General features: G+C 35.1%; 30 protein-coding genes and 1 pseudogene. 28 read left to right on the plus strand and 3 right to left on the minus strand.

The window, feature by feature from the left end; all coding sequences use genetic code 11:
* The first annotated feature begins 136 nt into the window (after positions 1-136).
* The 10 genes from CCY99_RS08355 (at position 137) to CCY99_RS08395 (ending at position 5,422) form a co-directional block, all read left to right on the plus strand.
* A complete protein-coding gene (locus CCY99_RS08355; protein WP_112060965.1) occupies positions 137-421 on the plus strand; it encodes a hypothetical protein in 285 nt (94 codons plus the stop codon).
* A 9-nt stretch (positions 422-430) separates the two neighbouring features.
* A complete protein-coding gene (locus CCY99_RS08360; protein ID WP_146744964.1) occupies positions 431-718 on the plus strand; it encodes a hypothetical protein in 288 nt (95 codons plus the stop codon).
* A 59-nt stretch (positions 719-777) separates the two neighbouring features.
* Positions 778-1,062 (plus strand): hypothetical protein, encoded by a 285-nt coding sequence (locus tag CCY99_RS08365; protein ID WP_112060967.1) that lies wholly within the window; start codon positions 778-780, stop codon positions 1,060-1,062.
* Positions 1,063-1,067: 5 nt separating this feature from the next.
* Positions 1,068-1,358 carry a hypothetical protein gene (locus tag CCY99_RS08370; protein WP_112060968.1) on the plus strand — a complete coding sequence of 97 codons (291 nt, stop codon included), beginning with the start codon at positions 1,068-1,070 and terminating at the stop codon, positions 1,356-1,358.
* Between the two features lie 214 nt (positions 1,359-1,572).
* Positions 1,573-2,010 carry a hemerythrin domain-containing protein gene (locus CCY99_RS08375; protein ID WP_112060969.1) on the plus strand — a complete coding sequence of 146 codons (438 nt, stop codon included), beginning with the start codon at positions 1,573-1,575 and terminating at the stop codon, positions 2,008-2,010.
* 41 nt (positions 2,011-2,051) lie between these two features.
* A complete protein-coding gene (locus CCY99_RS09645; protein ID WP_181646900.1) occupies positions 2,052-2,210 on the plus strand; it encodes a hypothetical protein in 159 nt (52 codons plus the stop codon).
* Between the two features lie 8 nt (positions 2,211-2,218).
* Positions 2,219-2,668, plus strand: a complete 450-nt coding sequence (locus tag CCY99_RS08380; protein ID WP_112060970.1) for a DUF2249 domain-containing protein — start codon at positions 2,219-2,221, stop codon at positions 2,666-2,668.
* Positions 2,669-2,687: 19 nt separating this feature from the next.
* Positions 2,688-3,995, plus strand: coding sequence for a hypothetical protein (locus CCY99_RS08385; protein ID WP_112060971.1), 1,308 nt, complete (start codon positions 2,688-2,690; stop codon positions 3,993-3,995).
* 6 nt (positions 3,996-4,001) lie between these two features.
* On the plus strand, positions 4,002-4,658 hold the full coding sequence (locus CCY99_RS08390; protein ID WP_112060972.1) for a SprT family zinc-dependent metalloprotease: 657 nt from the start codon (positions 4,002-4,004) through the stop codon (positions 4,656-4,658).
* Between the two features lie 8 nt (positions 4,659-4,666).
* Positions 4,667-5,422 carry an SDR family NAD(P)-dependent oxidoreductase gene (locus CCY99_RS08395; protein WP_220092251.1) on the plus strand — a complete coding sequence of 252 codons (756 nt, stop codon included), beginning with the start codon at positions 4,667-4,669 and terminating at the stop codon, positions 5,420-5,422.
* A 24-nt stretch (positions 5,423-5,446) separates the two neighbouring features.
* Here CCY99_RS08395 and CCY99_RS08400 read toward each other — a convergent pair whose 3' ends face one another.
* Positions 5,447-5,830 carry a GtrA family protein gene (locus CCY99_RS08400; RefSeq protein WP_112060974.1) on the minus strand — a complete coding sequence of 128 codons (384 nt, stop codon included), beginning with the start codon at positions 5,828-5,830 and terminating at the stop codon, positions 5,447-5,449.
* 91 nt (positions 5,831-5,921) lie between these two features.
* On the opposite strand from CCY99_RS08400, the gene CCY99_RS08405 reads away from it, so the two are divergent.
* Both CCY99_RS08405 and CCY99_RS08410 read left to right on the plus strand, forming a co-directional pair.
* The gene (locus CCY99_RS08405; RefSeq protein WP_181646901.1) at positions 5,922-6,764 is read left to right on the plus strand and encodes an SPASM domain-containing protein; all 843 of its coding nucleotides are present in this window, start codon (positions 5,922-5,924) and stop codon (positions 6,762-6,764) included.
* 61 nt (positions 6,765-6,825) lie between these two features.
* Positions 6,826-7,977, plus strand: coding sequence for a hypothetical protein (locus CCY99_RS08410; protein WP_112060976.1), 1,152 nt, complete (start codon positions 6,826-6,828; stop codon positions 7,975-7,977).
* A 78-nt stretch (positions 7,978-8,055) separates the two neighbouring features.
* On the opposite strand, the gene CCY99_RS08415 is transcribed toward CCY99_RS08410, so the two are convergent.
* Positions 8,056-8,409, minus strand: a complete 354-nt coding sequence (locus CCY99_RS08415) for a cytochrome c (protein ID WP_112060977.1) — start codon at positions 8,407-8,409, stop codon at positions 8,056-8,058.
* Between the two features lie 208 nt (positions 8,410-8,617).
* On the opposite strand from CCY99_RS08415, the gene CCY99_RS08420 reads away from it, so the two are divergent.
* The 16 genes and pseudogenes from CCY99_RS08420 (at position 8,618) to CCY99_RS08495 (ending at position 22,764) form a co-directional block, all read left to right on the plus strand.
* Complete coding sequence (locus CCY99_RS08420; RefSeq protein ID WP_112060978.1) at positions 8,618-9,499, plus strand: tetrahydrofolate dehydrogenase/cyclohydrolase catalytic domain-containing protein; 882 nt, start codon at positions 8,618-8,620, stop codon at positions 9,497-9,499.
* A pseudogene (lepB, locus tag CCY99_RS08425) lies at positions 9,500-10,330 on the plus strand (signal peptidase I); the annotation flags it as partial.
* A 191-nt stretch (positions 10,331-10,521) separates the two neighbouring features.
* Positions 10,522-11,169, plus strand: coding sequence for a site-2 protease family protein (locus CCY99_RS08430; RefSeq protein ID WP_112060980.1), 648 nt, complete (start codon positions 10,522-10,524; stop codon positions 11,167-11,169).
* Between the two features lie 30 nt (positions 11,170-11,199).
* Positions 11,200-11,778 carry an RpiB/LacA/LacB family sugar-phosphate isomerase gene (locus tag CCY99_RS08435; protein ID WP_112060981.1) on the plus strand — a complete coding sequence of 193 codons (579 nt, stop codon included), beginning with the start codon at positions 11,200-11,202 and terminating at the stop codon, positions 11,776-11,778.
* 7 nt (positions 11,779-11,785) lie between these two features.
* Positions 11,786-12,601: a methyltransferase domain-containing protein gene (locus CCY99_RS08440; protein WP_112060982.1), complete on the plus strand. Its 816-nt coding sequence runs from the start codon at positions 11,786-11,788 to the stop codon at positions 12,599-12,601.
* 16 nt (positions 12,602-12,617) lie between these two features.
* Positions 12,618-13,604: a tryptophan--tRNA ligase gene (gene trpS, locus CCY99_RS08445; RefSeq protein ID WP_181646903.1), complete on the plus strand. Its 987-nt coding sequence runs from the start codon at positions 12,618-12,620 to the stop codon at positions 13,602-13,604.
* A gap of 113 nt (positions 13,605-13,717) precedes the next feature.
* The gene (locus CCY99_RS08450; protein ID WP_112060984.1) at positions 13,718-14,626 is read left to right on the plus strand and encodes a Dam family site-specific DNA-(adenine-N6)-methyltransferase; all 909 of its coding nucleotides are present in this window, start codon (positions 13,718-13,720) and stop codon (positions 14,624-14,626) included.
* Positions 14,626-15,690 carry a DNA adenine methylase gene (locus CCY99_RS08455; RefSeq protein ID WP_112060985.1) on the plus strand — a complete coding sequence of 355 codons (1,065 nt, stop codon included), beginning with the start codon at positions 14,626-14,628 and terminating at the stop codon, positions 15,688-15,690. The genes CCY99_RS08450 and CCY99_RS08455 overlap by 1 nt, the downstream gene beginning before the upstream one ends.
* A gap of 187 nt (positions 15,691-15,877) precedes the next feature.
* Complete coding sequence (locus CCY99_RS08460) at positions 15,878-16,216, plus strand: hypothetical protein (protein ID WP_112060986.1); 339 nt, start codon at positions 15,878-15,880, stop codon at positions 16,214-16,216.
* 186 nt (positions 16,217-16,402) lie between these two features.
* The gene (gene apt / locus CCY99_RS08465; RefSeq protein ID WP_112060987.1) at positions 16,403-16,945 is read left to right on the plus strand and encodes an adenine phosphoribosyltransferase; all 543 of its coding nucleotides are present in this window, start codon (positions 16,403-16,405) and stop codon (positions 16,943-16,945) included.
* 14 nt (positions 16,946-16,959) lie between these two features.
* Entirely contained in the window at positions 16,960-17,595 is a 636-nt protein-coding gene (locus tag CCY99_RS08470) for a DedA family protein (RefSeq protein ID WP_181646904.1), read from the plus strand.
* Positions 17,585-19,228 carry a leucyl aminopeptidase gene (locus CCY99_RS08475; protein ID WP_112060989.1) on the plus strand — a complete coding sequence of 548 codons (1,644 nt, stop codon included), beginning with the start codon at positions 17,585-17,587 and terminating at the stop codon, positions 19,226-19,228. Before CCY99_RS08470 ends, CCY99_RS08475 begins: the two co-directional genes overlap by 11 nt.
* A 1-nt stretch (position 19,229) precedes the next feature.
* Positions 19,230-20,333 carry a redox-regulated ATPase YchF gene (ychF, locus tag CCY99_RS08480; RefSeq protein ID WP_112060990.1) on the plus strand — a complete coding sequence of 368 codons (1,104 nt, stop codon included), beginning with the start codon at positions 19,230-19,232 and terminating at the stop codon, positions 20,331-20,333.
* Positions 20,334-20,533: 200 nt separating this feature from the next.
* The gene (locus CCY99_RS08485) at positions 20,534-21,454 is read left to right on the plus strand and encodes a hypothetical protein (protein WP_112060991.1); all 921 of its coding nucleotides are present in this window, start codon (positions 20,534-20,536) and stop codon (positions 21,452-21,454) included.
* Positions 21,441-21,962 carry a hypothetical protein gene (locus CCY99_RS08490; RefSeq protein ID WP_112060992.1) on the plus strand — a complete coding sequence of 174 codons (522 nt, stop codon included), beginning with the start codon at positions 21,441-21,443 and terminating at the stop codon, positions 21,960-21,962. Before CCY99_RS08485 ends, CCY99_RS08490 begins: the two co-directional genes overlap by 14 nt.
* 139 nt (positions 21,963-22,101) lie before the next feature.
* The gene (locus tag CCY99_RS08495; RefSeq protein ID WP_112060993.1) at positions 22,102-22,764 is read left to right on the plus strand and encodes a hypothetical protein; all 663 of its coding nucleotides are present in this window, start codon (positions 22,102-22,104) and stop codon (positions 22,762-22,764) included.
* Between the two features lie 407 nt (positions 22,765-23,171).
* On the opposite strand, the gene CCY99_RS08500 is transcribed toward CCY99_RS08495, so the two are convergent.
* Positions 23,172-23,681 (minus strand): BspA family leucine-rich repeat surface protein (locus tag CCY99_RS08500; RefSeq protein ID WP_146744965.1); only part of this gene is annotated, 510 nt, incomplete at its 5' end.

A 23,681-nucleotide genomic window follows, 5' to 3' on the forward strand; every position in this document is an offset into this window, starting at 1 on the left:
TTACCAACACCTCCCATTTAAAGATACGCTAGATAAAATCCTAAGTTTTATTTAAGTTGCATTTTGCTACAAGTAACGGATTATTATTGATTTCATTAATAATAATCTAACTTAAATTTTCCATAAGGAGAATAAAATGGCAAATAAAATTGCTAAAATTAAGCCAAACGAAAATCTGGGCGAGAATCTAGAATCCACAAAGCTAGAAACATATTTTTTACTAGCAAAATTCGCAGTATTTGCGGGTATTTTAGTAAAAATAGGGGAATATTTAGTTAATGAAACATTAAATAGATTCAATGTTAATAAAGACAATAAGTATAAATTAGGATTCATTGGCTTTAGCATTACGCTGATATTACTACTTATCAATATGTTTAAGATAGGAAATAATATAGAAACCGCAGAATCTAACCAATAAAGTTGGCATATGGATGGCGAACTTACCATAATGTCCTATGAGGATTATACGCTTCTTGTATGTGCCTTTCTTGCTGGTATCTGGTCGCTTTTTGCTATGTGTTGGGCGGAGCAAACTTTCTTTAGATTTACTATGAAAATATTTGCAAATATTCAAAATAAGCAGTTGGCGATGTTTTTAAGATTTGCAGTGATAACTTTTATTACGATAATTCTCGCAAATATATTTGCAATTCTATTTTTCTACGAAAGCCTCCCATTCAAAGATACGCTAGATAAAATTTTGAGTTTTATTTAAGTGGTATTTTGCTATAAGTGATAGATTTTTAATAATATTTTTATAAAAAGGAGCCAAATATGGCAAAGCAAGTTACAAAAATTAAGCCAAACGAAAATCTGGGCGAGAATCTAGAATCCACAAAGCTAGAAACATATTTTCTACTAGCAAAATTCGCAGTATTTGCGGGTATTTTAGTAAAAATAGGGGAATATTTAGTTAATGAAACATTAAATAGATTCAATGTTAATAAAGACGGCAAATATCTATATGGAATCATTGGTTTTATTGCTGTATTATTTATGATATTTCTTAATGTGCGCGATATAAACGATAACATAGAAAGTGCAGAGATTAAAAAATAAATTAAATGGAAGCCGAACCTATAGTCATAATGACATATTGGGATTATTTTCTCGCTGTTGTCGTTTTTTGGGGTTGTGCTTTTGGCTTTTTTATGTTGAATTGGCTACTTAGCCGTTGGCATAAATTTACTGATAAGATGTTTGCAAATCTTAAAAACAAGCGATTGGCGGAATTTTTAAGATGGACACTTATAGGATTTGTTTTGCTAATCATCGCAAATATACTTGTAATTCCGCTATTTTATCAAAGCCTTCCATTCAAAGATACGCTGGATAAAATTTTGAGTTTTATCTAAAGCCAAATAACTATTTAAGGTAAGATTATACAAATGAGTTGGAGTGAAATTCTGTGGTTTGCATTTATTTCATTTTACGACGCATTGCCTATTGCCAAATGACATTTAAAAATCATCAATTACCTTTTTACCTCCTTAATAATATTTCTCTCACATTTTCCCATTTTTTTAGCAATAAATCCTATAATACAATTATTTTTGACAAGGAGAAAATATGCAAATTAGAGAATACATGATAAACGAGCATAGAGAATGCGATGAGATATTAAGTCAGCTTGAAGATGCGGTGATTAGCGGAGATTGGGGGAATGTGGGGGCGAAATTTAATGAGTTTAGAGATGAGTGTGAGCGACACTTTTTAGAAGAAGAGCAGGTGATGTTTGTGGAGTTTGAGGCAAAAATAGGTATTGCTGATGGTCCTACAAAGGTGATGACAATGGAGCATAATATGGTGCGTGAGACGCTAAAAGAAATGCAAACCGCCCTAGAATCTAGCAATAAAGATAGAATGCTTGGTTTAATAGAATCTGTAATGCTAATCCTCCAGCAGCACAATATGAAAGAGGAGCAAATGCTCTATAATATGGTGCAAATGCACTTAAGTGATAAAAATGACGAGATAATTAATAGAATGAAAGAGATTAAGGTTTAAGGAATCTTTGGGGATTTTTTAAAGTTTGTAAAAGGCGTAATTTGGGGCAATTTTTAAGTCTAGATTTTGTTTTTTGGCGTAAGATTCGGCGGGATTTTGTTGAAACCCGTATGGATTTAGATTCCACAGATTTTGCCGAATCTTGCTTTAGATTCCGCCTAGATTCCGCGAAGTTCCAAAATTTAAGATTCCACATTTAGGGCAAAAAGTGAGAGAAATAATCAAAAATGTCGCACATTTAGAGCACCCCGAACCGCTGGAGATTATGACAAAAGCGATAGCAAATCTTAGAGATAATGAATATATAAAAATGATTCATAGAAAAGAGCCACTTCCGCTATATGAAATATTGAAAGCAAATGGCTTTTTCTACCACACGATAAGTGCGGAATCTAGTGGCGATTTTAGAGCGAAATCTGTGGAATCTAAAATAAAATCCGCGGATTTTGTGGAGTCTAAATTGGATTTAGTTGAATCTGCGAAATCCATAAAGTTCGAACTAGATTCAGCGGAATCTACGGAATATAAATCCAGCAAACCAGTAGAATCTGCACTCAAATCCAACTCAATATGTTTAGAAAATGGCGAATTATTCCACATTTTCATCACCAAAGAAAGCAATAAAGAAAAATTATTGCAATTGCTCCCAAATTTATAAATCTTACAAAGGAAATCAAATGAATTTCAGTGGCATTTCCCTCCAGCAGTCGCCTCCGTATTTTGTAACGATAAAGTTTTTTATAACCGCTCCATTATTTTTGCTACTTTGTGGGATTCTGCTTATCTATGGGGATTTGGGCGGAAATGCAAGCGATTTTGCGATTTATAATTCTTTTAAATCTCTCGCATTTATGCACTCTATGACGCTTGGATTTATGCTATTTTCGATGCTTGGGGCGTTACAGCAGATGCTACCAGTGCTTGGCGGGGTGAATATCAAATATGCCACAAGTTTCTCCCATCTCGCCTATTTTAGTGCTATTTTTGGGAGCATGAGCGTGATTTTTGGCTTTAATTTTTCGATGACAAATCTGCTATTTTTTGGCTCTCTTATTATGCTATTTTCTGCGATTTTTTTCGCCTCTGTGGTAGTTTTTAAGCTTTTTAGGGCGAATTTTACGACCCACACGATAAAGGGCATGATAATTGCCACTATTTTTCTCCCGCTTGTGGTTTTTTGTGGCGTTTTGTTGGCTCATTTCTACGCATTTGGGGAGTTTTTTGGCGGAGTTTGGACGCTTTTAGCGGACTTAAACCCATTTGATTTTTTGCAAAATTTACATGTCAAAAGTGCGATATTTGGCTGGATTTTCTTGCTTATTGTGGCGGTTTCTTATCAGGTGTTGCCTATGTTTTATGTCGCCCCGGATTATCATAAAAATTTTAGGCGATTTTTTGTGCCTCTTACAGCTTTTATCGTAGTTTTATCGGCATTTTTTGATTTTTTTAGTCTTATTTTGCAAGTTTTGGCGATTATTTATGGAATCTATAATATCCGCATTTTAAAGGCTCGCAAACGCAAAAACAGCATTGATACGACCATTCGATATTGGTATTTTGGGGCGATTTGCCTTATTTTTGGGGCGGTGGCTGGAATCTTAGATTATCTTTTGCCCCTTTTTGCGGACTTTAGCCACTCTAGCGACCAAAATAACACCCTAAACTTGCATTATATGAGCCTTTTTCTGCTTGTTTTTGGCTTTGGTGGGAGTGTGGTTAGCGGTATGCTATATAAAATCGTGCCGTTTCTAACTTGGTTTCACCTAAGTGCCACGGGGAATTTCAGCATTCCAAGCATTAGGGAGATTATCAAGGAAAAATATATGTTCGCTCAATTTGCCCTGTATTGCGTCTTTATCGCCTCATTTGTGCTAAATCTTTATCTTGGATTTTTTTGGGTTTCTGGGGTGATTTTATCGCTTGGTGCCTTGCTACAGCTACTAAATCTAATTTTATCAATTAGGGTTTATCTTAGATTCCGCTAGGCTATTATGATAGAATCTAAAATGCAATATAAAATCACAAGAAAGCGTATAAAAAACATCATAATTAGGCTTGATAAATATGGTAATATCAAGGTTAGTGCTCCGTATTGGGCAAAGATTATTGATATTAATAATTTTGTAGAATCTAATAAGAATTGGATAGAAACTAGACAAAAAAAATTAATAAACAATATCCAAAGATATGAAAATGGCATAGAGATTTCATATTTTGAGCATAGATATATATTGAAATTAATGCCATATTCTAAAAGCAGGATTCTGCAAAATGGTAACTATTTGGAGATTTGGACGCCAAATATTGATGATATAAATAAGATTGAAAAATTGGTGCTAAAGTGGTATATTAGTCAATCACAAGATTATATTGATTCTATTATTTCTAAGTATGGCAATGCTATAAATAGAGATGTTTGCGGTATTAGATTTCGTAGAATGACTACGCGTTGGGGAAGTTGCAATGTTAGAAAAGCTACTATCTCGTTAAATTCGATACTTTTTAGTAAGCCAAAGATTTGCTTAGAATATGTTCTATTGCATGAATTGGTTCATCTTATTCACGCAAATCATAGTAGGAAATTTTATGATGTTTTAGAATCTCTTATGCCAAATTGGCGTAAAATAAAAAATATTTTAGAAACTTAAAAGGAGAAATTATGGTTATTTTAGTTACAGGTGCATCTGTTGGGTTTGGAGCTGCGATTGCTAGGAAATTCGCAAAAGAAAATCACAAGGTAATAGCCCTAGCAAGGAGAGAGGACAAATTAAAAGAATTACAAAATGAGTTAGGAAGTGATAAATGCCAGATAATTGCAGTAGATATTTGCGATACAAAGGCTGTTAAAAATGCGATAGATAATCTAAGAGATGATTTTAAAAATATTGATGTTTTGGTGAATAATGCTGGGCTTGCACTTGGCTTATCTAGAGCGTATGAAACGGATATTAATGATTGGGAGAGAATGATTGAGGTTAATATTTTATCATTGGTTCGATTAACTAGAATGCTACTTCCTAAAATGGTAGAAAATAAAAGCGGACATATTATCAATATAGGCTCTATCGCTGGGACTTATCCATATCCCGGAGGCAATATTTATGGTGCTACAAAAGCATTTGTAAAGCAATTTAGCTTGAATCTTAGGGCTGATTTATATGATAAAAGCGTAAGAGTTACTAATATTGAACCGGGTCTTTGTGGCGGGAGTGAATTTTCCTTTGTGAGATTTAAAGGTGATAAAAATATGGTAGATGAGCTTTATAGAGACGCTAATCCAATTATGCCAGAAGATATAGCGGAGGCTGTTTTCTGGGTTGCGACACAACCAAAACATGTAAATATAAATAGAATAGAAATGATGCCTACAACACAAGCTTCAAGTGCATTAAATGTTTATAAACATAAATAGCTATTCCTAGAATCTTTAAAGATTCTAGGATTTATTTCTAAATGCGTAAAGTTTGCTTAATATATATCCACTTAGCGTATAGAAAACCCCAGCTATAATCTGTGAAACATACTCGTTTATTAAGAAATATCGATATGAGATTATTAAAATAATTAGATTTATTGCATAAGCAATTCCCATCGATATTAAGAATCTAAAAAATTCTTTTCTAATGTGATTATTGCTTTTAAAAGTAAAATATTTATTTAATATAAAAGATAAGATAATGCCACATAAATATCCAATAAAATTTGCTATTTCAGGCAATAAACCATAATACATTAGGATAAAAATTATTCCAAATCCAAATAATGTATTTATAATACCAACTATTAAATATTTGATAAATGAATATTTTAATATTTTCATAAAATCCCTTAATTTAAGTAAAATAAAATTCTACTTAAATTTTTAGGTTAGAATCTATGTTGTATTTAAAATTATTTTATTAAAGTAAATGATGAAATTTCAAAAAATTTATATAGAAATAAGTGATATTTGTGGTTTAGACTGCTCATTTTGTCCAAGTATGAAAAATACACGCGGGAAAATGCCACTTTGGCTTTTCCAAAAAGCATTAAAAGATTGTAGTTCTTATACAAAATTAATTGCTTTGCATATATTAGGCGACCCGCTAAAAATGCCAAATATTAGGGAGTATTTAGCCATTGCGACGAATTATAATCTAAATGTTGAGATAACTACAAGCGGGGTTTATTTAAACGAATTTGAGTTTTTATTAAAATCTCCTATAAGACAAGTGAATATCTCACTTGATGCAGTAATGGAGATAAAATCATCTCATTTAAGAAAGCAAATATTTAGAAAGATATTTGATTTTTGTCGCACTAGAATGGAATCTCAAAGTGAGGTTTTTATTAATCTACGAATCCAAAAAAGAGCACAAAATAAAGAATTATTAAATATATTACAAGAAGAATTTAAAATGCCAATAAGTTTAGATTCTAATACTAGGATTGGCAAAAAAACAATCATCGTCGTAAGAGAGCCATTTTTATGGAATCTAGAATCTGCTAAATCTCATCATATAAAACATACAAAAGGATTCTGTTATGCACTACAAACGCATTTTGGAATCTTGGCAAATGGCGATGTAGTTCCTTGTTGTATTGATGTTGGGGGAAATATTATTTTAGGAAATATTGCTAAGGATTCTATTGCTACAATTTTTAATTCTAACCGCACAAAATCAATGATTAAAGGGTTTAAGAGTGGAATTATAGTAGAATCTTTTTGTATAGATTGTTCTTTTAGAAAACAATTTGATTGGTTTATTGTTTAAATAATGTTATAATTTGACGATATAATAAAATAAATTTCAATTTTTAAATGGAGGAATCCCTATGAACAAAAAAATAATATGTGGCTCGTTTGCTCTTGCTGGTTTATTTACTTTTGCTCAAGCAGCAGAATTTGACTTATATGGGCATTTTGGTGCAGCAGGACAAAAAAATACTAATTACAACGATAGCGATTATGCTGGAGCTAGTGCTTCTATTGGGTTTAATGTATTTTTCACCAATGGAATCTCAATTGGATTAGGTGGTTGGGCTGCAATTCCTATATATGAAAATGTAAAAAATAATGCAGACCAAATCTATAAAGATATTTTTGTATTAAGCGATGCTTATTTTGCCTATAATGGCGATATATTCAATATAGCACTTGGAAGATATGATACAAATAATATGGGATATGATTGGTTTAGCGGACACAATCAAGGTGTATCTTTAGGCTTCAATATAGGGAATTTTCTAAGTATTTGGGGATTGTATTCACATCAACAAGCATTCCAATTCCAACGATTTAATAGAGAAACATCTAGCCAAATTAATGCTTTGTGGAACTATAAAGGTCATTATGGATATTATAAAACAAATGAAGGCGGTGGTTTAAAAAGCAATAAAGAGCATTTTGCGGCAGCTGGTGTTGATGTAAAAATTGGTGAAGTATTTAGAATAACACCTTATGTTTATTTTGTAACAAATAACCTTACTGCTCCGGGTGGAACAGCCAAATTAACACTAGGAAGGCATAATGATTTATATTCTGATACGACATTAAAATATACACATGTAAGCCAAGTGGGTGCTCCAGATGGACATTTACTTTTAGCTGACCAAGAGTTTGGCTATAGCTGGTTTAGAATAGGTGGTGGTTACTATAAGACAATAGATGCAGGTGCTGGAAGATTGACAGATTTTGGTGATGATAGCCGATTCTATGGTGGAATCGTTGAAGCAAATGTTAATAATAGAGCAAGTGGCGGATACTATGGCTACGACCAATCAACTTGGTATGTATTTACAGGTGCTAGACACGAAATGTTTAAATTCGACCTTTTATATGCAAATGGAGGCTATAAAGAGTTCTCAGCATTGCTTTCAATTACTTTATTTAAACATTTAGATTTTGGTGCTGGGTATGTTGATTTAGCAAATATAGAGAATAATAGAAGAAATTATGTTACAGGATTTGTTAAAGCAATTTGGTAATTTGATATTATAAACGCTATAAAGAAAGATTAGCTTTCTTTATAGCTACTTCTCTTTTTAATCTTTTAATTTAAGGCTTCAATTTTTTGGTGGATTTAGGAATATATATAAACTCACCATTTCAGATGCAGTTAGATTATATCTCGGCATAAATCCCTTTCCAGACTTTAGTCCTTGCTCGAATCTTGCGAATTTTAATCCAGTTATTTTTGGTGCAATGATTGGTTTTAATTTACCATTTTGTTTTATGTAGCTTATAATTGCCCCTTCTCCATTTTGTCCGTGGCATTTTATACAGCCGATATTTCGTGGATTGTTATACAATGCTTTTCCATATTCATATTGCGTTAAAAACTCTTTTCTTTCTCCATCGGCATTGAGCATAGGAAATGAAAAAATTATCAAACAAAATATTGATGAAATCTGTTTCATATGTTGAACCCTTTGAAATCTTTTGGTAGATTTATATATCAATAAAACTTATAATAATTTATTTCGTGCAATTCTAATTGATTTTTTTTAAAATAATGCAAATAATTCAAAAATATTTTTATAAATATGGACTGAGCAGAATCTAAATTTTATTTAAAAATTCATTATAATACGAATTAATAATTTATACAAGGTAAGAGGCTAGATTTTGGATAATAAAATTTTAGATGGACGAGCATTAAGCAAAGTTATAGAAGAGAGATTAACTTTAGAAGTAAATGAGATTAAAAGTCAAGGCATTTTCCCCAAGCTATGCGTGGTTTTAGTAGGCGATAATCCAGCCTCTCAAAGCTATGTAAAGATGAAAGCAAATGCCTGTAAGCGTGTGGGGATAGAATCCCAGCTTTTGCATTTTGGGGAAAATACGAGCCAAGATGAGCTTTTAGCCACGCTAGATTCCCTAAATAGCGATAAAAGCGTGAATGGCATTTTAGTCCAGCTCCCGCTCCCAAGCCACATTGATACGAATCTAATCTTAGAAAAAATCGCTGTTGAGAAAGATGTAGATGGATTCCACCCTTATAATGTGGGGCAGTTGCTAATTGGCGGTGATTTTGCCCCAGATTCTCTAAATGCGTGTTTTGCTCCAGCTACGCCACTTGGCGTTATGTTGCTTTTGAAGCACTACAATATCGATGTTAGGAGCAAAGATGTAACCATAATCGGCGCTAGTAATATCGTAGGGAAGCCCCTAAGCTCCCTTATGCTAAATGCTGGGGCGAGTGTGAGTATCTGCCACATATTAACTAAAGACTTAAAAGCCCACACGATAAATGCAGATATCATCTGCGTTGGCGTCGGCAAGGTCAATTTGCTAACTAGCGATATGATAAAAAATGGTGCGATTATCATTGATATTGGTATTAATAAGCTTCCTAACGGGGCAATCGTGGGCGATGTGGATTATGAAAATGTCGCAAAAAAATGCTCTTTTATCACGCCAGTTCCCGGCGGTGTGGGTCCTATGACGATTAGTGCCTTACTCCAAAATACCATCAAATCCGCCAAAATCCAAAACCAAAGGCTATAAATGAAGTTCTTACGCTCAATCTACCGCTTTTCGACCACTTGGGTTGGCACGATAATTATCGTCTTGCTTGTGATATTTTTCATCGCCCAAGCCTTCATAATCCCAAGTCGCTCAATGGTAAATACCCTATACGAGGGCGATATGCTCTTTGTGAAAAAATTCTCATACGGGATTCCAATCCCTAGAATCCCATGGGTAGAAATCCCCGTTTTCCCAGATATTAATGATAACGGACATATTATAGAGGGAGAGCGACCAAAAAGGGGCGAGATAGTGATATTTATCCCGCCACATGTGGAAAAAACCTATTTTGTCAAACGCACATTTGCCACTGGTGGCGATGAGGTCATTATGGCAGAAGATGGGCTGTATCTGCGTCCAGCTGGGGGCGATAGCGAGATAGAGGCACAATTTGGCGAGGCAGAGACTAAGATAATTATGGGGAAAAAGTTTATCCACAATCCATATATGAATAAATATGCTGGAATCCACTACGGAAGCGAGCCTGTAGCCTATGAGCTATTAAATAAATTCGCACTTCATAACGCCGGGGCGATGAGTGCATTTAGCGAGAATGGCGAGGTTTATTTCTATTATAAGGTCGAGGACGACCACTTTTTTATGGTTGGGGATAATCGCGATGGGAGCGAAGATTCCCGTTTTTGGGGGAGTGTGGCGTATCGCAATATCATTGGCTCTCCGTGGTTTATCTACTTTAGCCTAAATTTACAAAATAGCGATGAATCTAAACTAGATTCTAAAAATCTCTATAAAATCCGCTGGGAGCGAATGTTTAAAGGGGTTGAAGGCATAGAAAAACTAGCTATAAAAAATGCGGAATCTGGCAAGTTTAAAGAATCCGGAGAATCCGCGAATTTCGGCGAACTTGGGGAATCTAGGAAATCTGCGGAATCTACGAATCTTAGAGATTCCGGCAAATCTATAGACCCAAACTCTAAAGAATCCAAAATGCAAGATTTTATGGATTCTAATCCTAATTAAAAAAATGTAAAAGTAAAAAAATGGATATAAATATCATCAATATTATTGCGATGTTTATCGCCCTTTTGGTGGCAATTATCGGGCATGAGATTATGCATGGATATTTAGCGCTTTATTATGGTGATAATACCGCAAAACTCTTGGGGCGACTAAATATAAATCCAATTAGGCACATCGATATAGTCGGCTCAATCATCTTGCCACTGGGACTTTTTCTGCTAAATGCGCCATTTTTATTTGGCTGGGCGAAGCCAGTCCCAGTAAATATTCGCCAAGTTATAAACAATGGCGGATATACCGCTGCAATCGTGGTTTCACTGGCTGGAATTGCGTATAATTTGACCTTAGCATTAATCGCCGCAATTTTAATAAAAATGGCGATAGTCCCACCAAATGGGCTGTTTGGCGCGGTTTTCTACACGCTATTAATAAACCTTGTGATTTATAATGTAATCTTGGCGGTTTTTAATCTCTTACCAATCCCGCCACTCGATGGCTCCCAAGCACTAGGCTATTTATCGCTAAAGCTAAATAGCTCGGCAATACCGCGCTTTTTCAATAAAATTGAGCGATTTGGAATCTTGATTTTAATGGGGATTTTGCTATTTTTAGGGCAGTTTTTATTCGTGCCAATAAGGGGCTTAATCAACATTTTACTAGGTGCATAATGCATTCAAATTTGTTTAAAAGGGGTTTAAATGACTTGTATTATCGGTAGCGACCACGCTGGGCGGAATCTAGCAAATGAGATTGTGGAGTTTTTAGCGGAGTTTGAACCAAAAGAGGCGGATTTGAAAATAGATTCTAGTTTGCAAATAGATTCCTTGCAAAACAAGATTAAAATTATTAAATTTATCCCAGAATCTGGGCTTAAGGTGGATTATCCGGATTTTGCAAAACTCGTATGCGAGGAAGTAAAAAAACGGAATCTAGAATCCAGCAAGATTCAATCGCAAAATACAGAATCTAAGAATCTAGATTCTGCGGATTTGAGCGGAGAATCTCCCAAATTAAATGCATTTGGAATCTTGGTTTGCGGAAGTGGCATTGGAATGGAAATTAGTGCAAATAAATGTAGCGGAATTAGGGCGGCAAACTGCGTAAATGAATATATGGCAAAATACGCTAGGCGGCATAATAATGCGAATGTGCTATGTTTAGGAGAGCGGATTGTGGGCGTTGGGCTGGGGCTAGACATCGTGGAGGCATTTTTAAATGCCGAGTTTGAGGGCGGTCGCCACGAAATTCGAGTAGATAAGATTAATTTATTAGATTAATTTCAAGATGACAAAATTTTCTTTTAGCAAAGAAGCAAAAAATTATTTAGTTTATTCTCAACTCCAAAATAAGATTGCAAAAGATTTACTTTCGAAATCTATGAATAAAGATATTAAAAGAATATTAGATTTAGGCGCAGGAAGTGGCAATATAGCTAGAAATTTGACATATAATATTGATTATTTCTTAGGAATCGATAGTGCGGAATCTATGCTTTTATTGCATCCTACAAACCTATCAAATATCAAGCTTTTAGAGCTTAGGAAAATGGATTTTGAGGATTATGAATTTAGCGAAAAATTTGATTTAATAATCGCCTCCTCCTCGCTCCACTGGGCGAAGAATCTAGAATCTATTTTTCAAAAAATCGCAGATTCTGCATTCCAAAACAAGGGAGATTCTAAAGCGGAATCTATACTTAAAAATGTGGAATCTAAAGCAGATTCCACATTAGATTCCACGCTAGATTCCACCCCAAATGACCACAAAAATCCGGCAAATCCAAAACTTGCCTTTAGCTTTTTTACTGCTAAAAGCTTGGAAACTTTGCATAATTTCCTAGGCACGAAATCGCCACTAAGAAGCTCTTTTGAGATTGAAATCCTATTGAAAAAGTATTTTATTGGCGAGATAGAAATCCAAAAGATAACAAAAACTTTTGATAATAAAAATGACTTATTGGCACATTTGAAAAATAGCGGTTTGCTTGGCGGTGGGAATCTCCCCTTTAGAGCGAAAAAAAAGCTAAAATTCGATATTCCATTTTTGGAGCTTTCCTATGAAGTTTTATTTTTCATCGGGGAAGCGAAGCAAAAAAATTAATAAAAAAGGTAGAAAATTGAGTAAAAAAGCGGTGTTTTCGGGCATTCAGCCCACTGGCAATATTCATCTTGGGAATTATTTGGGGGCGATTAGGAACTGGGTAAATATGCAAGATTTGTATGAAAATATCTTTTGCGTGGTGAATTCCCACGCTATTACCATTCGCCAGAATCCAGCCGAGCTGCGTGAAAAAACGCTAGATTTAGCCTGTATGCTGGTGGCGTGTGGGATAAGCCCGGAGAAATCGAGCCTTTTTATCCAAAGCGAAGTGGATTTTCACCCCGCACTAGCGTGGATTTTAGATTGCAATATTTTTATGGGCGATATGAGTAGAATGACGCAGTTCAAGGATAAATCGCAGAAAAATCCTAAAAATATCAATGTGGGGCTTTTCAACTACCCCGCGCTTATGGCAGCGGACATCTTGCTATATCAAGTCGATTTTGTCCCAGTGGGCGAAGACCAAAAGCAGCATATCGAGCTAACGCGTGATGTGGCGATGCGATTTAACCGCGATTTTGGGGAGTGCTTTAAGGTGCCCGAGCCACTTATTTTAGAATCTGGAGCTAGGATTATGGGGCTTGATGACCCAAATTCCAAGATGAGTAAGTCTGCCACGGGGAAAAATCACGCTATTTTCTTGCTAGATTCCCCGGATATTATTGCTTCAAAAATCAAAAAGGCTACGACGGATTCTAATAGCGAAATCGTCTTTGATAAGAGCCGAGCGGGGCTTTATAATCTCCTAAGTATCTATGAGATTTTAAGCAAAAAAGATAGGGGGAGCATTGAAGCTGAATTTAATGGCAAGGGCTATGGGGTCTTTAAAAATGCCCTTTCTGAGGTCGTCATAGAGAGCCTAAAGCCCATTAGAGAATCTTACTTGCGACTAAAAAGCAACGAGGATTATATCCGCAAAATCCTAAACGAGGGCTTAGAGAGCGTAAAGCCCAAAGCCGAAGCAACCTATAATAGGGCAAAAGAGCTGATTGGGCTGGTGTGAAGATTGTGATGAATAAGATTTTATTAAAATTATAAGTAGCTCTAATGCTGAGTTTATCGCCAAAAATAAATTAGAGTATAGAGATAAAATCTACTTGATTTTTGGGCGAGAAAATGACAAATATCATAAAAAAATCCTATCGTAAATCGCCACTTAATTACATTGGTGGAAAATATAAGCTTCTGCCACAGATTCTGCCACTTTTTCCAAAAGAGATGGATATTTTCTTGGATTTATTTTGCGGTGGGCTAAATGTGGCGTTAAATATCGATAAAATCGCACATTGCAAGGAAATTATTTGTAATGATAATCTAATCTATCTAATTGAGCTTTATAGATTTTTGCAAAATAATAGTTTAGATTCCACACTTAACGACATAGAAAATATCATAAAAAAATACAATCTAAATTTACACAATAAGCAAGGCTATCTTGCCCTAAGGGACGCTTATAACGCCGATAAATCCCCGCTTATGCTTTTTACTTTAATCGCATTTGGTTTTAATCATCAAATCCGCTTTAATAACTCACATCATTTTAATACGCTATTTGGGGAAAATCGCTCTAGTTTTAATAATAATATGAAGCAAAATCTAGTTGATTTTATAGTATTTTTACAAGAGAAAAATATTAGATTCTGCTCTTTTGATTTTATGCAAAGCTTAACTCTCTCAAATCTCACAAATAAAAGTTTTGTATATGCTGACCCGCCATACTTTATCGCCAAAGGGACTTATAATGACGGCAAACGCTGCTTTAGTGGCTGGAATGAAATCTTAGAATCTAAGCTTTTAGAATCTCTTAAAAAATTAGATTCTAAACATATTAAATTTGCCTTATCAAATGTGCTTATTCACAAAAATAATGAAAATAGAATCCTAAAACATTGGATAGAAGTAAATAATTTTAATGTGTATTATTTAAGCTCAAATTACACGAACTCAAACTATCAAGCAAAGCATAAAAACGCCACCCAAACGCAAGAGATTCTAGTAACAAACTATAAAGCGAGTTTATTTTAATGCGATTTATTGGCAATAAGGAAAATCTAGTCGCTAGAATTTATAGCGTTTTGCAACAGCATAAAGCTATTTCGCAAGATTCTAACTTTTTTGATTTATTTGCTGGGAGTGCGAGTGTGGGGCGATTTTTTAAATCAAATGGATTTTCGGTTTATAGCTGTGATTTGCTTTATTTTTCCTATTGTTTGCAAATGGCATATTTGGCAAATAACACCAAGCCTAGATTTGAAAATCTAAAAGATATTTTTAAAAAGCCAGATTCCACTCTTTTTAGTTCTCCATATGCCCAAGTTTTAGAATTTCTAAACGCACTAAAACCCCAAAAAGGCTTTATATATGAGAACTATTCCTCAAGTGGCACGAAAGATTTAAGTAAACCTAGAATGTATTTTAGCGATGAAAATGCCAGTAAAATAGATGCTATAAGACTACAAATAGAAGAGTGGAAAATCCAAGATAAAATCACCAAGCAAGAGTATTTTATACTTTTAGCTACGCTGATAGAATCTGTCTCATATTTTGCTAATGTGGCGGGAGTGTATGCGGCATTTTGCAAAAAATGGGATAAAAGGGCGTTAAAAGATTTTAGATTAAAAGAAATAAATTTGATAGAAAGCAATAAAGAACATCGTTGCTTTTGTGGGGATTCTATTAAATTATTAGAGAGTTTTAAGGATAAGATTTTTGATATTTTATACATAGACCCGCCTTATAATCACCGCCAATATGCACCAAACTATCACTTAATCGAAACAATAGCAAGATATGATAGCCCAAAGATTCGTGGCGTGGCTGGTATTAGAGAGTGGGCGGAGCAGAAATCGAATTTTTGTAATAAGAAACTAGCACTAAACGAGCTAGAAAAGATTGTGAAAATCAATAATTATAAAATCTTGATTTTAAGCTATAGTAGCGAGGGCTTGATGAATAAAGATTCTATTGATGAAGTTCTTAAATCCGCTGGCAATGTGGCTTTTACACAGACTTGCTACCCTAGATTTAAAAGTAACGCAAATAATGGCACAAGATTTATAAGCGAATATCTGTGGATTTTGGAAAAATGATTAGTTTATTTCCATAAAATCTATTAATATTAAAATAAATTTTCAAATCTTTAATATATTTTTGCTAGAATCTTAAGCATATTTGGCTTTTATGGATTTCTATAAATTTTTTATGCTATTTGGATTCTGCTTTGAATTAGATTCTACAAAAGCCCTTTAATTAGCTTAAAAGTAACAGAGGTTTGTTATGGGTGAGATTACGCAATGGTTTTTGCTGAGTGCGTTCGTGCTATTCGTGCTTTTTATGATTGCAAGGACATTTTTCTACAAAAGTATCGCACAAAAAGAGGAGAAAACCTCCGCTTCCATTAAGCTCACTTTGCACGAGGCAGAGATATTAATCCGCAAACACCAGCTTCAGCTCCAACGCGCTTTGGGCAATATCGATATACTAACCGAAGAAATGAATACGATGAAAAACGAGATAAAAGCCCTAAAACAGCGAAATTCCCAATATAAAATCGAAAGCGATAAATATAAATCTAAAATAAAAGATTTGGAGCAGAAAATCGAGGCGTTATTATAATGGCGTGGCGTGTGATGTGGTGTAGTGCGGAATCTTGTGGAAATTCAAGCGTGGAATCTAGTGGAATCTAAATCGCAGAATCTGTAAATATAAGGCAAGAATTTAAACGGAATCTGCAAGATAATTACATTTTTAAATTCTAAAGATTCCGCCCAATCTTAACCCAAACTTAAAAAAAGGACCAAAATGGATATAGAAACTCTAAAAAAATCACTAAATGAAAACCTGCGAAATGTCCCAGACTTCCCAAAGCCCGGCATTCAGTTCAAAGACATTACCACGCTTTTAAATAATGCTGAGGTTTTTTCCGCGCTTATGGAGTTTTTGGAAAATCACTATAAAAATTATGGGCTTGATTTCATCGCTGGTATTGAGAGCAGGGGCTTTATCTTTGGTGCGGCGTTGGCTACTCGCCTACAAGTGGGCTTTGTGCCGATTCGAAAGAAGGGAAAGCTCCCATTTACCACCATTGTAGAGAAATACTCGCTAGAATATGGCTTTGATGAAGTGGAAATCCACATTGACGCATTGCGTGATAAAAAGGGTGCAAAAGTGCTTTTAATCGATGATTTGATAGCCACTGGCGGGACGGCGGAAGCAGGCATTAAGCTCATAAAATCACTTGGTGGAAATTGCGTTGAGGCGTGTTTTTTACTCAATCTAGCCGAGTTTAATAGCGTGAAAAAGATAGAAAAATACTGCAAAGTTTTTAGCATTTTAGATATATAAGATTTATTATGGGAATAGAAGAATTTATTATTAATTTATGGGACACATATGTCGCTGACTGGGGATATTTGATACTATTTTGCTGGAGCATTTTAGAGGGCGAATTGGGGCTTATTTTTGCCGGGATTGCCGCGCATACGGGGCATATGAATGTGTTTTTAGCCATTTTTGTAGCAGGACTTGGGGGCTTTGTAGGCGACCAAATATATTTTTATATCGGGCGATTTAATAAGCCCTATATCCAGCGGAAGTTTAAGAACCAGCGACGCAAACTTGCCCTAGCACACTTGCTTTTACAGCGATATGGGTGGCCTATAATCTTTATCCAGCGATATATGTATGGAATGCGGACGATAATCCCTATGAGTATCGGGCTAACTCGCTACAGCGCGATAAAATTCGCATTCATCAATCTCATTAGTGCGTGGATTTGGGCGGCGATAACGATAGTTTTGGCGTGGTTTTTTGGGGAGTATATTTTAGAGTTATTGAAGTGGTTTAAATCCCACCCATACATATTTGTCGCCCTAATCGTCGTATTTTTGGGTGGTATTTTATATTATTTCAACACGCAAACCAAAAAAGTCGATAAAAAAATCGAAAAATTACAGCAAACGCTAATACAAAAGGAGAAAATAAATGAGTTTTGATTTAAAAATCAGCAAAGGCGAAAAGGTCGACATTAAGGTCGTTTTAGTGGATAAAGAGGATATAAAAAAGCTCCCAGCGAATTTTGCAAATGGCGTTTTTAGCTTGGCAAAATTTAGCGGAAAAGATGGCGAATCTATCTTTATCCAAGGCGAGAAAAAGCTATATTATGGCGTGGAATCTAAGAGTGAGGATTATATCCGTGAGGCTGGAGCAAGGGCGATTCGGGCGTTAAAAAAATACAATATCAAAAGTGCAAGTTTTGGCGGCTTTGAATGTGGGTGCTTAAACTACGCCCTAATGCTTGGAATCTTGCTAGGGGACTATGAATTTAGCGATTATAAAAGCAAGAAAAATAAGAGTAGTTTAAAAAGCGTGTATGTGGAGGTAGATTCTGCTAAAGGCTCTAAGGCGGACTTGGCGAAAGATTCTTGCAAAGATTCTTGCGTAGATTCCGCTGTAAGCCCAGCGGAATTATTGGCAAAAGCAAAGATTCTCTCAAATAATATAAATATGGCACGAAATATCGTAAATACACCGCCGCAGGACTGCACGCCGATTGATTTGGCAAAAATCGCCCAAAAAATCGCAAAAGATTCCAATCTAAAATGCACTATCGGCGATAAGAAATTTTTGGAAAAAGAGAATATGAACGCCTTCCTTGCGGTCTCAAGGGCTAGTGTGAATGAGCCAAGACTTATCCACCTAAGCTACAAGCCGTCCGGAAAAGCCAAAGCCGAATCCGGGGCTAAATCTAGGGGCAAATCTCCAAAAATCGTAGTAGTCGGCAAGGGGCTTACATACGACACTGGGGGACTTAGCTTGAAGCCAGCAGATTATATGACGACTATGAAAGCCGATAAAGGCGGTGGCTGTGCGGTGCTTGGCATAATGAAAACGATTGCCGAACTCGCCCCAAATATCGAAGTAGAGGGCATAATCGGTGCTTCTGAAAATATGATTGGAGGCGATGCCTACAAGCCAGATGATATCTTAAAAACTAGAGAGGGCATTAGCGTCGAGGTGCTAAATACCGACGCTGAGGGGCGATTGGTCTTGGCGGACTGCTTGTCTTACGCACAGGACTTGAAGCCGGATTATTTGATTGACTTGGCGACGCTGACTGGGGCGTGTGTGGTCGGCTTGGGCGAGTATACGAGTGGCATTATGGGCTATAACACCGCCTTAAATAGGGAGTTTGAGGAGGTCGCGCTAAAAAGCGGCGAGTTGGTGGCAATCTTGCCTTTTAATCGCCATTTGGAGAAACTCATAGATTCCCCAAATGCGGATATTGCCAATATCACAAATACGCGTTACGGCGGAGCGGTGAGTGCTGGGCTATTTTTGGGGCGATTTATAAGGGAGGAAAATAAGGATTCTTGGATTCACCTTGATATTGCTGGACCTGCGTTCGTGGCGAAAGAATGGGATATAAATCCATATGGGGCAAGTGGGATTGGGATTCGCAGTGTGGTGGAATTTATCTTAAAAATGGCAGATTCTATGGGTGTGGCGGAATCCGGAAATTCTGCTAAGAATCCGAGCAAGGCTGTAAAATTCGCCAAGAATCCGAGCAGGGCTGTAAAATCCGCTAAAGCTGTAAAATCCGGCAAGAAACCAGCCAAAAGAGCCTAAAATGGGGCTTAGCGTAGGAATTATTGGGCTTCCAAATGTAGGCAAATCGACCACTTTTAACGCACTCACCAAAACGCAAAACGCCCAAAGTGCGAACTATCCATTCTGCACGATTGAGCCAAATAAGGCGATTGTCCCCGTGCCGGATGCAAGGCTAAATGAGCTATCCAAAATCGTAAATCCACAAAAGATTCTGCACTCCACTATCGAATTTGTCGATATCGCTGGGCTTGTGCGTGGAGCATCAAAAGGCGAGGGGCTGGGAAATCAGTTTTTAAGTAATATTAAGGAAGCAGACGCACTGCTTCATATCGTGCGGTGTTTTGAGGATTCTAATATCACGCATGTCGAGGGGCGAATAGACCCCATTGATGATGTGAAAATTATCGAGCTAGAGCTACTTTTTGCGGATTTGGCGACTTTAGAGAAGCGAATCTTGCGACTTCAAAAGGCGAGTAAATCAAGCAAGGATTCCCCAAAAATGCTGGAATTGGCACTGAAATTAAAATCGCACTTGGAATCTAACCTGCCAATTAGGATTTTTAGCGATAGGGAAAGTGCGGAGTTTAGGGAGCTGGAGCGAGATTTGCGATTTTTAACAAATAAGGAAATAATCTATGGTGCAAATGTCGCCGAAGAGGACATAAACAACGCAAATAACCAGAATCTAACTAAGCTTAGGGAATACGCTAGCGCCCAAAATAGCGAGGTAATTACCATTAGTGCGAAGCTAGAGGAAGATATGATTGATATGAGCGAGGCGGAGAAGCGGGAGTTTTTGGAGAGCTTGGGGGCGAGTGAGAGCGGGCTGGAGCAGATTATAAGGACGAGCTTTAAGAAGCTAAATTTGATTAGCTACTTCACAGCTGGCGTGAAAGAGGTGCGTTCATGGACTATTCCAAATGGTGCGAGTGCCCCAAATGCCGCAGGTGTGATACATAATGACTTTGAAAAAGGCTTTATAAAAGCGGAGATTATCGCATATGATGACTTCATAAAATACGGTGGTGAGGCAAAGGCGAAAGAGGCTGGAGCAATGCGGATTGAGGGCAAAGAATACATTATGAAAGACGGAGATGTAGCGCATTTTAGATTCAATGTGTGAGGGAATGTGTTATTAGATGTTAGAACTAATTTTATTTTAAATTCTATATTAAATTTAACTCGATAGTTTAAAGTTTTTTAGTTGAGTTTTCAAAAAATAGAGTTGGGGTTTCATAAATTGTATAGAATTTAGCAATCTAAATTTCAATATTAAATTTTGTATGCATAATTTACTGTAACAATAAAGACGAGGGTAAAAATATGAAAGAAAATTTAAAAGCTTCTGTGTTTAAAGTCGAATATCGCAAGGATTTATTCATTCTTTCCTTTGATGATATACTAAAAGAACTTTATACAAGACTAGATGACAAAGAGGGAAACAATGTTCGTATTTTAGATTCTTGTCGCAATAAGGAAACTTCAATTTGGTTTGATTCTTTTGATTATGATAAAGATTTTTTAGAAGATAATATTTTTACAAACGCTATATGTTTTTTATTAGCAAAAGATATGGATATTTCCTTTGTAGAAGATAGAGAAAGTAGGCGGTTAAATAGTGTTGAAACAAGTGGTAATATTAGACCAAAAATTCCAAGTCATTGTATATATTTATCTGATAAAAATATTTTAATTATTGAAGAATCTGACAAGTCCGCCAATATTAGCACAATACAACGTGGTATTGGAAACATATTAGGTAAAACAAAACCAGATATATTATTTACCCCAAAAAATAGAGATGATATAATTGAGAGATTAAGTATGTTAATAGAGAAAATTAAATCTATTGAATTGATAGACTTAAACTTGCACAATTATTTAAAATCAGATGACGATATAAGCAATTCCATCTTGTTAAATATTATTACTAACCCTAAATGTAAGATTAATGGCATTTTGAGAATAACAGACGAAAGTCAATCTTTCAAAAATACTATTTTAGATTTTTTTATTGCCTGTTTTAATAATCCTATAGATTTATCAAACATTAAAATCAATTTAAAAGATGAGAATGACCGACGAGAAATTATAGAATTATATAATAATTTATTATTTCTAAAAATTACTATAGAAAACTACTATGGTGATATATCTGAGCTACAAGATGATGAGAAAAAGCGTATAGAATATTCAAAAAGCGTATATAGAGCTTTAATTGAGGTATACAATGAAACCGAATAGATGTATTAATGTTTATAATGTATTGATTGTAATATTAATAATATTAATGGTGATAGATAAAGATATGTTTATACATTTTTCGGAATTGGTTTTGTGTAATAAATATCTATTTGCATCTCTAATCACTTTAATAGCTGGACTATTTGGCTTTACGATTGCAGTAATACCACTGATAATGCAACTTGTAAATCAAAATAATAATTTTATTAATAAATTGAATGAAAACAATAATTTCAATTGCTATATAAAGCCGTTGCTTAATAGATGTGTAAAATTCTTAGTGAATATGTTTATGTTGTTTGTGTTTATAATGTGTGTGCAAGTATTGATAGATTTTAAAAATGTATATTATATTAAGGAGCATCATATTGTTAAAGATGTAGTAACTGCTATATTTATATACTTATATCTAATATTAATATATAGGTTTCTATATAGTCTCTATATTTTTATTAAAGATATAAAAAGTTTGGTTAATATTTTTTTGCAAACAAAGAGAGTAGATTAATTTTTTAAATACAATAAACACCTAATGTGATAAATATAGTATTACAAATAAAAGGAATAACAATTTAGCAAATGAGCTATGACAAGCCGCACAAATAAGATTCCACGAGATTTGCAACTTTGGCAAATATGAGATTCAAATGCAAAAATTGCTTGATACTTTTGTAAATGCAAATGGCGTAAATGAGCTTACAAAATTAGTAAATATATTTGAATCTGAGTTTGATGATGAGGTGGAGAGGGTAACTGGCAAAAGTGCAAAAGCTGATACGATATTAAATGCAATTAATGCGGTGGTTGTGGAAAAAATGGATTCCAATCCGGCATTTTACAAGAAAATTTCCAAGCAAATCCAAGATATAATCGAGGAATATGGGGCAAAGCGACTAAGCGAAGAGGAAAAACTCGCCAAAGCACAAAAGCTAAAAGATATTATTACTGGTGCATTAAAGCCAAATGACGATAAATATCCAAATGAATTTATAGAATCTGGTAATAAAAAAATTCTATGTAATTTCTACGATAATTTAAGTGAGCTTTTAGAAAAAAGCCTAGATAAGCTAGAAACAGCGGAGTTTGAGGAGGTTATCAGGAATCTTGCTTTTAAATTTAGCGACATTTATGCAAATGCCACCAAAAAGCCCGAGTGGCATAAAAATAGTGATGTGGAAAAGGATATAGCTAGTAAAATGCAAGATTGCCTTTGGAAAGTGGAAGATGATTATTTAGGCAGTAAATATATCGAAAATAAAAAGGAAATCTATCAAGTTATCCGCAAAATTGGGATAAATTTCTATGCGTGAAAATATCTAAATCATTAAAAAAGATATAAGCCTCCCAGTGGCAGTTGGATTTGTGCTATTTATAATGTTTTATTTGCCGAGCTTTGCTGCCACAATCGTATTCACCAAAGAAGATGGAAAGTAAATCTATGGGCTGTATCTATTCCTTTTTTGCCAGCCTAGTTGCCTACATCGCCGTATTTATAGGCTATCGCGTGGCATTGCTAGTTTTATAAACGGCGGTTTGGTTTTAATAGAATCTTGCAAGGAAATTTAGGGCAAATTTCGCGGAATCTCACAGCAAATTTGACACAGAATCTCACACAGAATCTTAGAGGCGACATTTTTGGCAATTAAAGATTCTAATCAAAATTTAGGGGAATCCTTAAAAATCCCCTTAAGATTAGAATCTTGCTTTGCTAATAAATTCACTTAAAAATATCATTAATGCTGTTAATATCGCTAACACTTGAAATATCCCAAGAATCTTCTAATAATTCTTTAAAGCTGAATTCATATGCATCATGAAACATTGCCCTCATTTCCTTAATATTTGAAGTATCCCAATTAACTAAAGGTTGATTAAAAGATGTTGCGGAGTCAAACATATGGCTTATATTCTCAACTTTTGAAATATCCCACTTAACTAAAGGCTGGTCAAAAGATATTGCTTCACAAAACATATAGCTCATGTCTTTAACTTTCGAAGTATTCCATTCATTCGCATATGCATTCAAAGAGCGATTAAAAGATTCTGCACCGAAAAACATAGCCTCCATGCTCTCTACATTCCAAGTATTCCACATATTCAAAGGCTGGTTGAAAGATTTTGCCCATTCAAACATATGACTCATATCCTTAACGCTCGAAGTGTCCCATTTATCCAAAGGTTGGTCAAAAAGTCGTGCCATTTGAAACATTGCTTTCATATTTTCTAC

The sequence above is a fragment of the Helicobacter sp. 16-1353 genome (assembly GCF_003288815.1).
In the GTDB taxonomy this organism is placed as follows: Bacteria; Campylobacterota; Campylobacteria; order Campylobacterales; family Helicobacteraceae; genus NHYM01.

Coding starts and splice junctions, on each gene's coding strand:
- CCY99_RS08355 (WP_112060965.1), top strand. CDS start 137: ATGGCAAATAAAATTGCTAAAATTAAGCCAAACGAAAATCTGGGCGAG.
- CCY99_RS08360 (WP_146744964.1), top strand. CDS start 431: ATGGATGGCGAACTTACCATAATGTCCTATGAGGATTATACGCTTCTT.
- CCY99_RS08365 (WP_112060967.1), top strand. CDS start 778: ATGGCAAAGCAAGTTACAAAAATTAAGCCAAACGAAAATCTGGGCGAG.
- CCY99_RS08370 (WP_112060968.1), top strand. CDS start 1,068: ATGGAAGCCGAACCTATAGTCATAATGACATATTGGGATTATTTTCTC.
- CCY99_RS08375 (WP_112060969.1), top strand. CDS start 1,573: ATGCAAATTAGAGAATACATGATAAACGAGCATAGAGAATGCGATGAG.
- CCY99_RS08385 (WP_112060971.1), top strand. CDS start 2,688: ATGAATTTCAGTGGCATTTCCCTCCAGCAGTCGCCTCCGTATTTTGTA.
- CCY99_RS08390 (WP_112060972.1), top strand. CDS start 4,002: ATGATAGAATCTAAAATGCAATATAAAATCACAAGAAAGCGTATAAAA.
- CCY99_RS08400 (WP_112060974.1), bottom strand. CDS start 5,830: ATGAAAATATTAAAATATTCATTTATCAAATATTTAATAGTTGGTATT.
- CCY99_RS08405 (WP_181646901.1), top strand. CDS start 5,922: ATGAAATTTCAAAAAATTTATATAGAAATAAGTGATATTTGTGGTTTA.
- CCY99_RS08410 (WP_112060976.1), top strand. CDS start 6,826: ATGAACAAAAAAATAATATGTGGCTCGTTTGCTCTTGCTGGTTTATTT.
- CCY99_RS08415 (WP_112060977.1), bottom strand. CDS start 8,409: ATGAAACAGATTTCATCAATATTTTGTTTGATAATTTTTTCATTTCCT.
- CCY99_RS08430 (WP_112060980.1), top strand. CDS start 10,522: ATGGATATAAATATCATCAATATTATTGCGATGTTTATCGCCCTTTTG.
- CCY99_RS08435 (WP_112060981.1), top strand. CDS start 11,200: ATGACTTGTATTATCGGTAGCGACCACGCTGGGCGGAATCTAGCAAAT.
- CCY99_RS08440 (WP_112060982.1), top strand. CDS start 11,786: ATGACAAAATTTTCTTTTAGCAAAGAAGCAAAAAATTATTTAGTTTAT.
- CCY99_RS08450 (WP_112060984.1), top strand. CDS start 13,718: ATGACAAATATCATAAAAAAATCCTATCGTAAATCGCCACTTAATTAC.
- CCY99_RS08455 (WP_112060985.1), top strand. CDS start 14,626: ATGCGATTTATTGGCAATAAGGAAAATCTAGTCGCTAGAATTTATAGC.
- CCY99_RS08460 (WP_112060986.1), top strand. CDS start 15,878: ATGGGTGAGATTACGCAATGGTTTTTGCTGAGTGCGTTCGTGCTATTC.
- apt (WP_112060987.1), top strand. CDS start 16,403: ATGGATATAGAAACTCTAAAAAAATCACTAAATGAAAACCTGCGAAAT.
- CCY99_RS08475 (WP_112060989.1), top strand. CDS start 17,585: ATGAGTTTTGATTTAAAAATCAGCAAAGGCGAAAAGGTCGACATTAAG.
- ychF (WP_112060990.1), top strand. CDS start 19,230: ATGGGGCTTAGCGTAGGAATTATTGGGCTTCCAAATGTAGGCAAATCG.
- CCY99_RS08485 (WP_112060991.1), top strand. CDS start 20,534: ATGAAAGAAAATTTAAAAGCTTCTGTGTTTAAAGTCGAATATCGCAAG.
- CCY99_RS08490 (WP_112060992.1), top strand. CDS start 21,441: ATGAAACCGAATAGATGTATTAATGTTTATAATGTATTGATTGTAATA.
- CCY99_RS08495 (WP_112060993.1), top strand. CDS start 22,102: ATGCAAAAATTGCTTGATACTTTTGTAAATGCAAATGGCGTAAATGAG.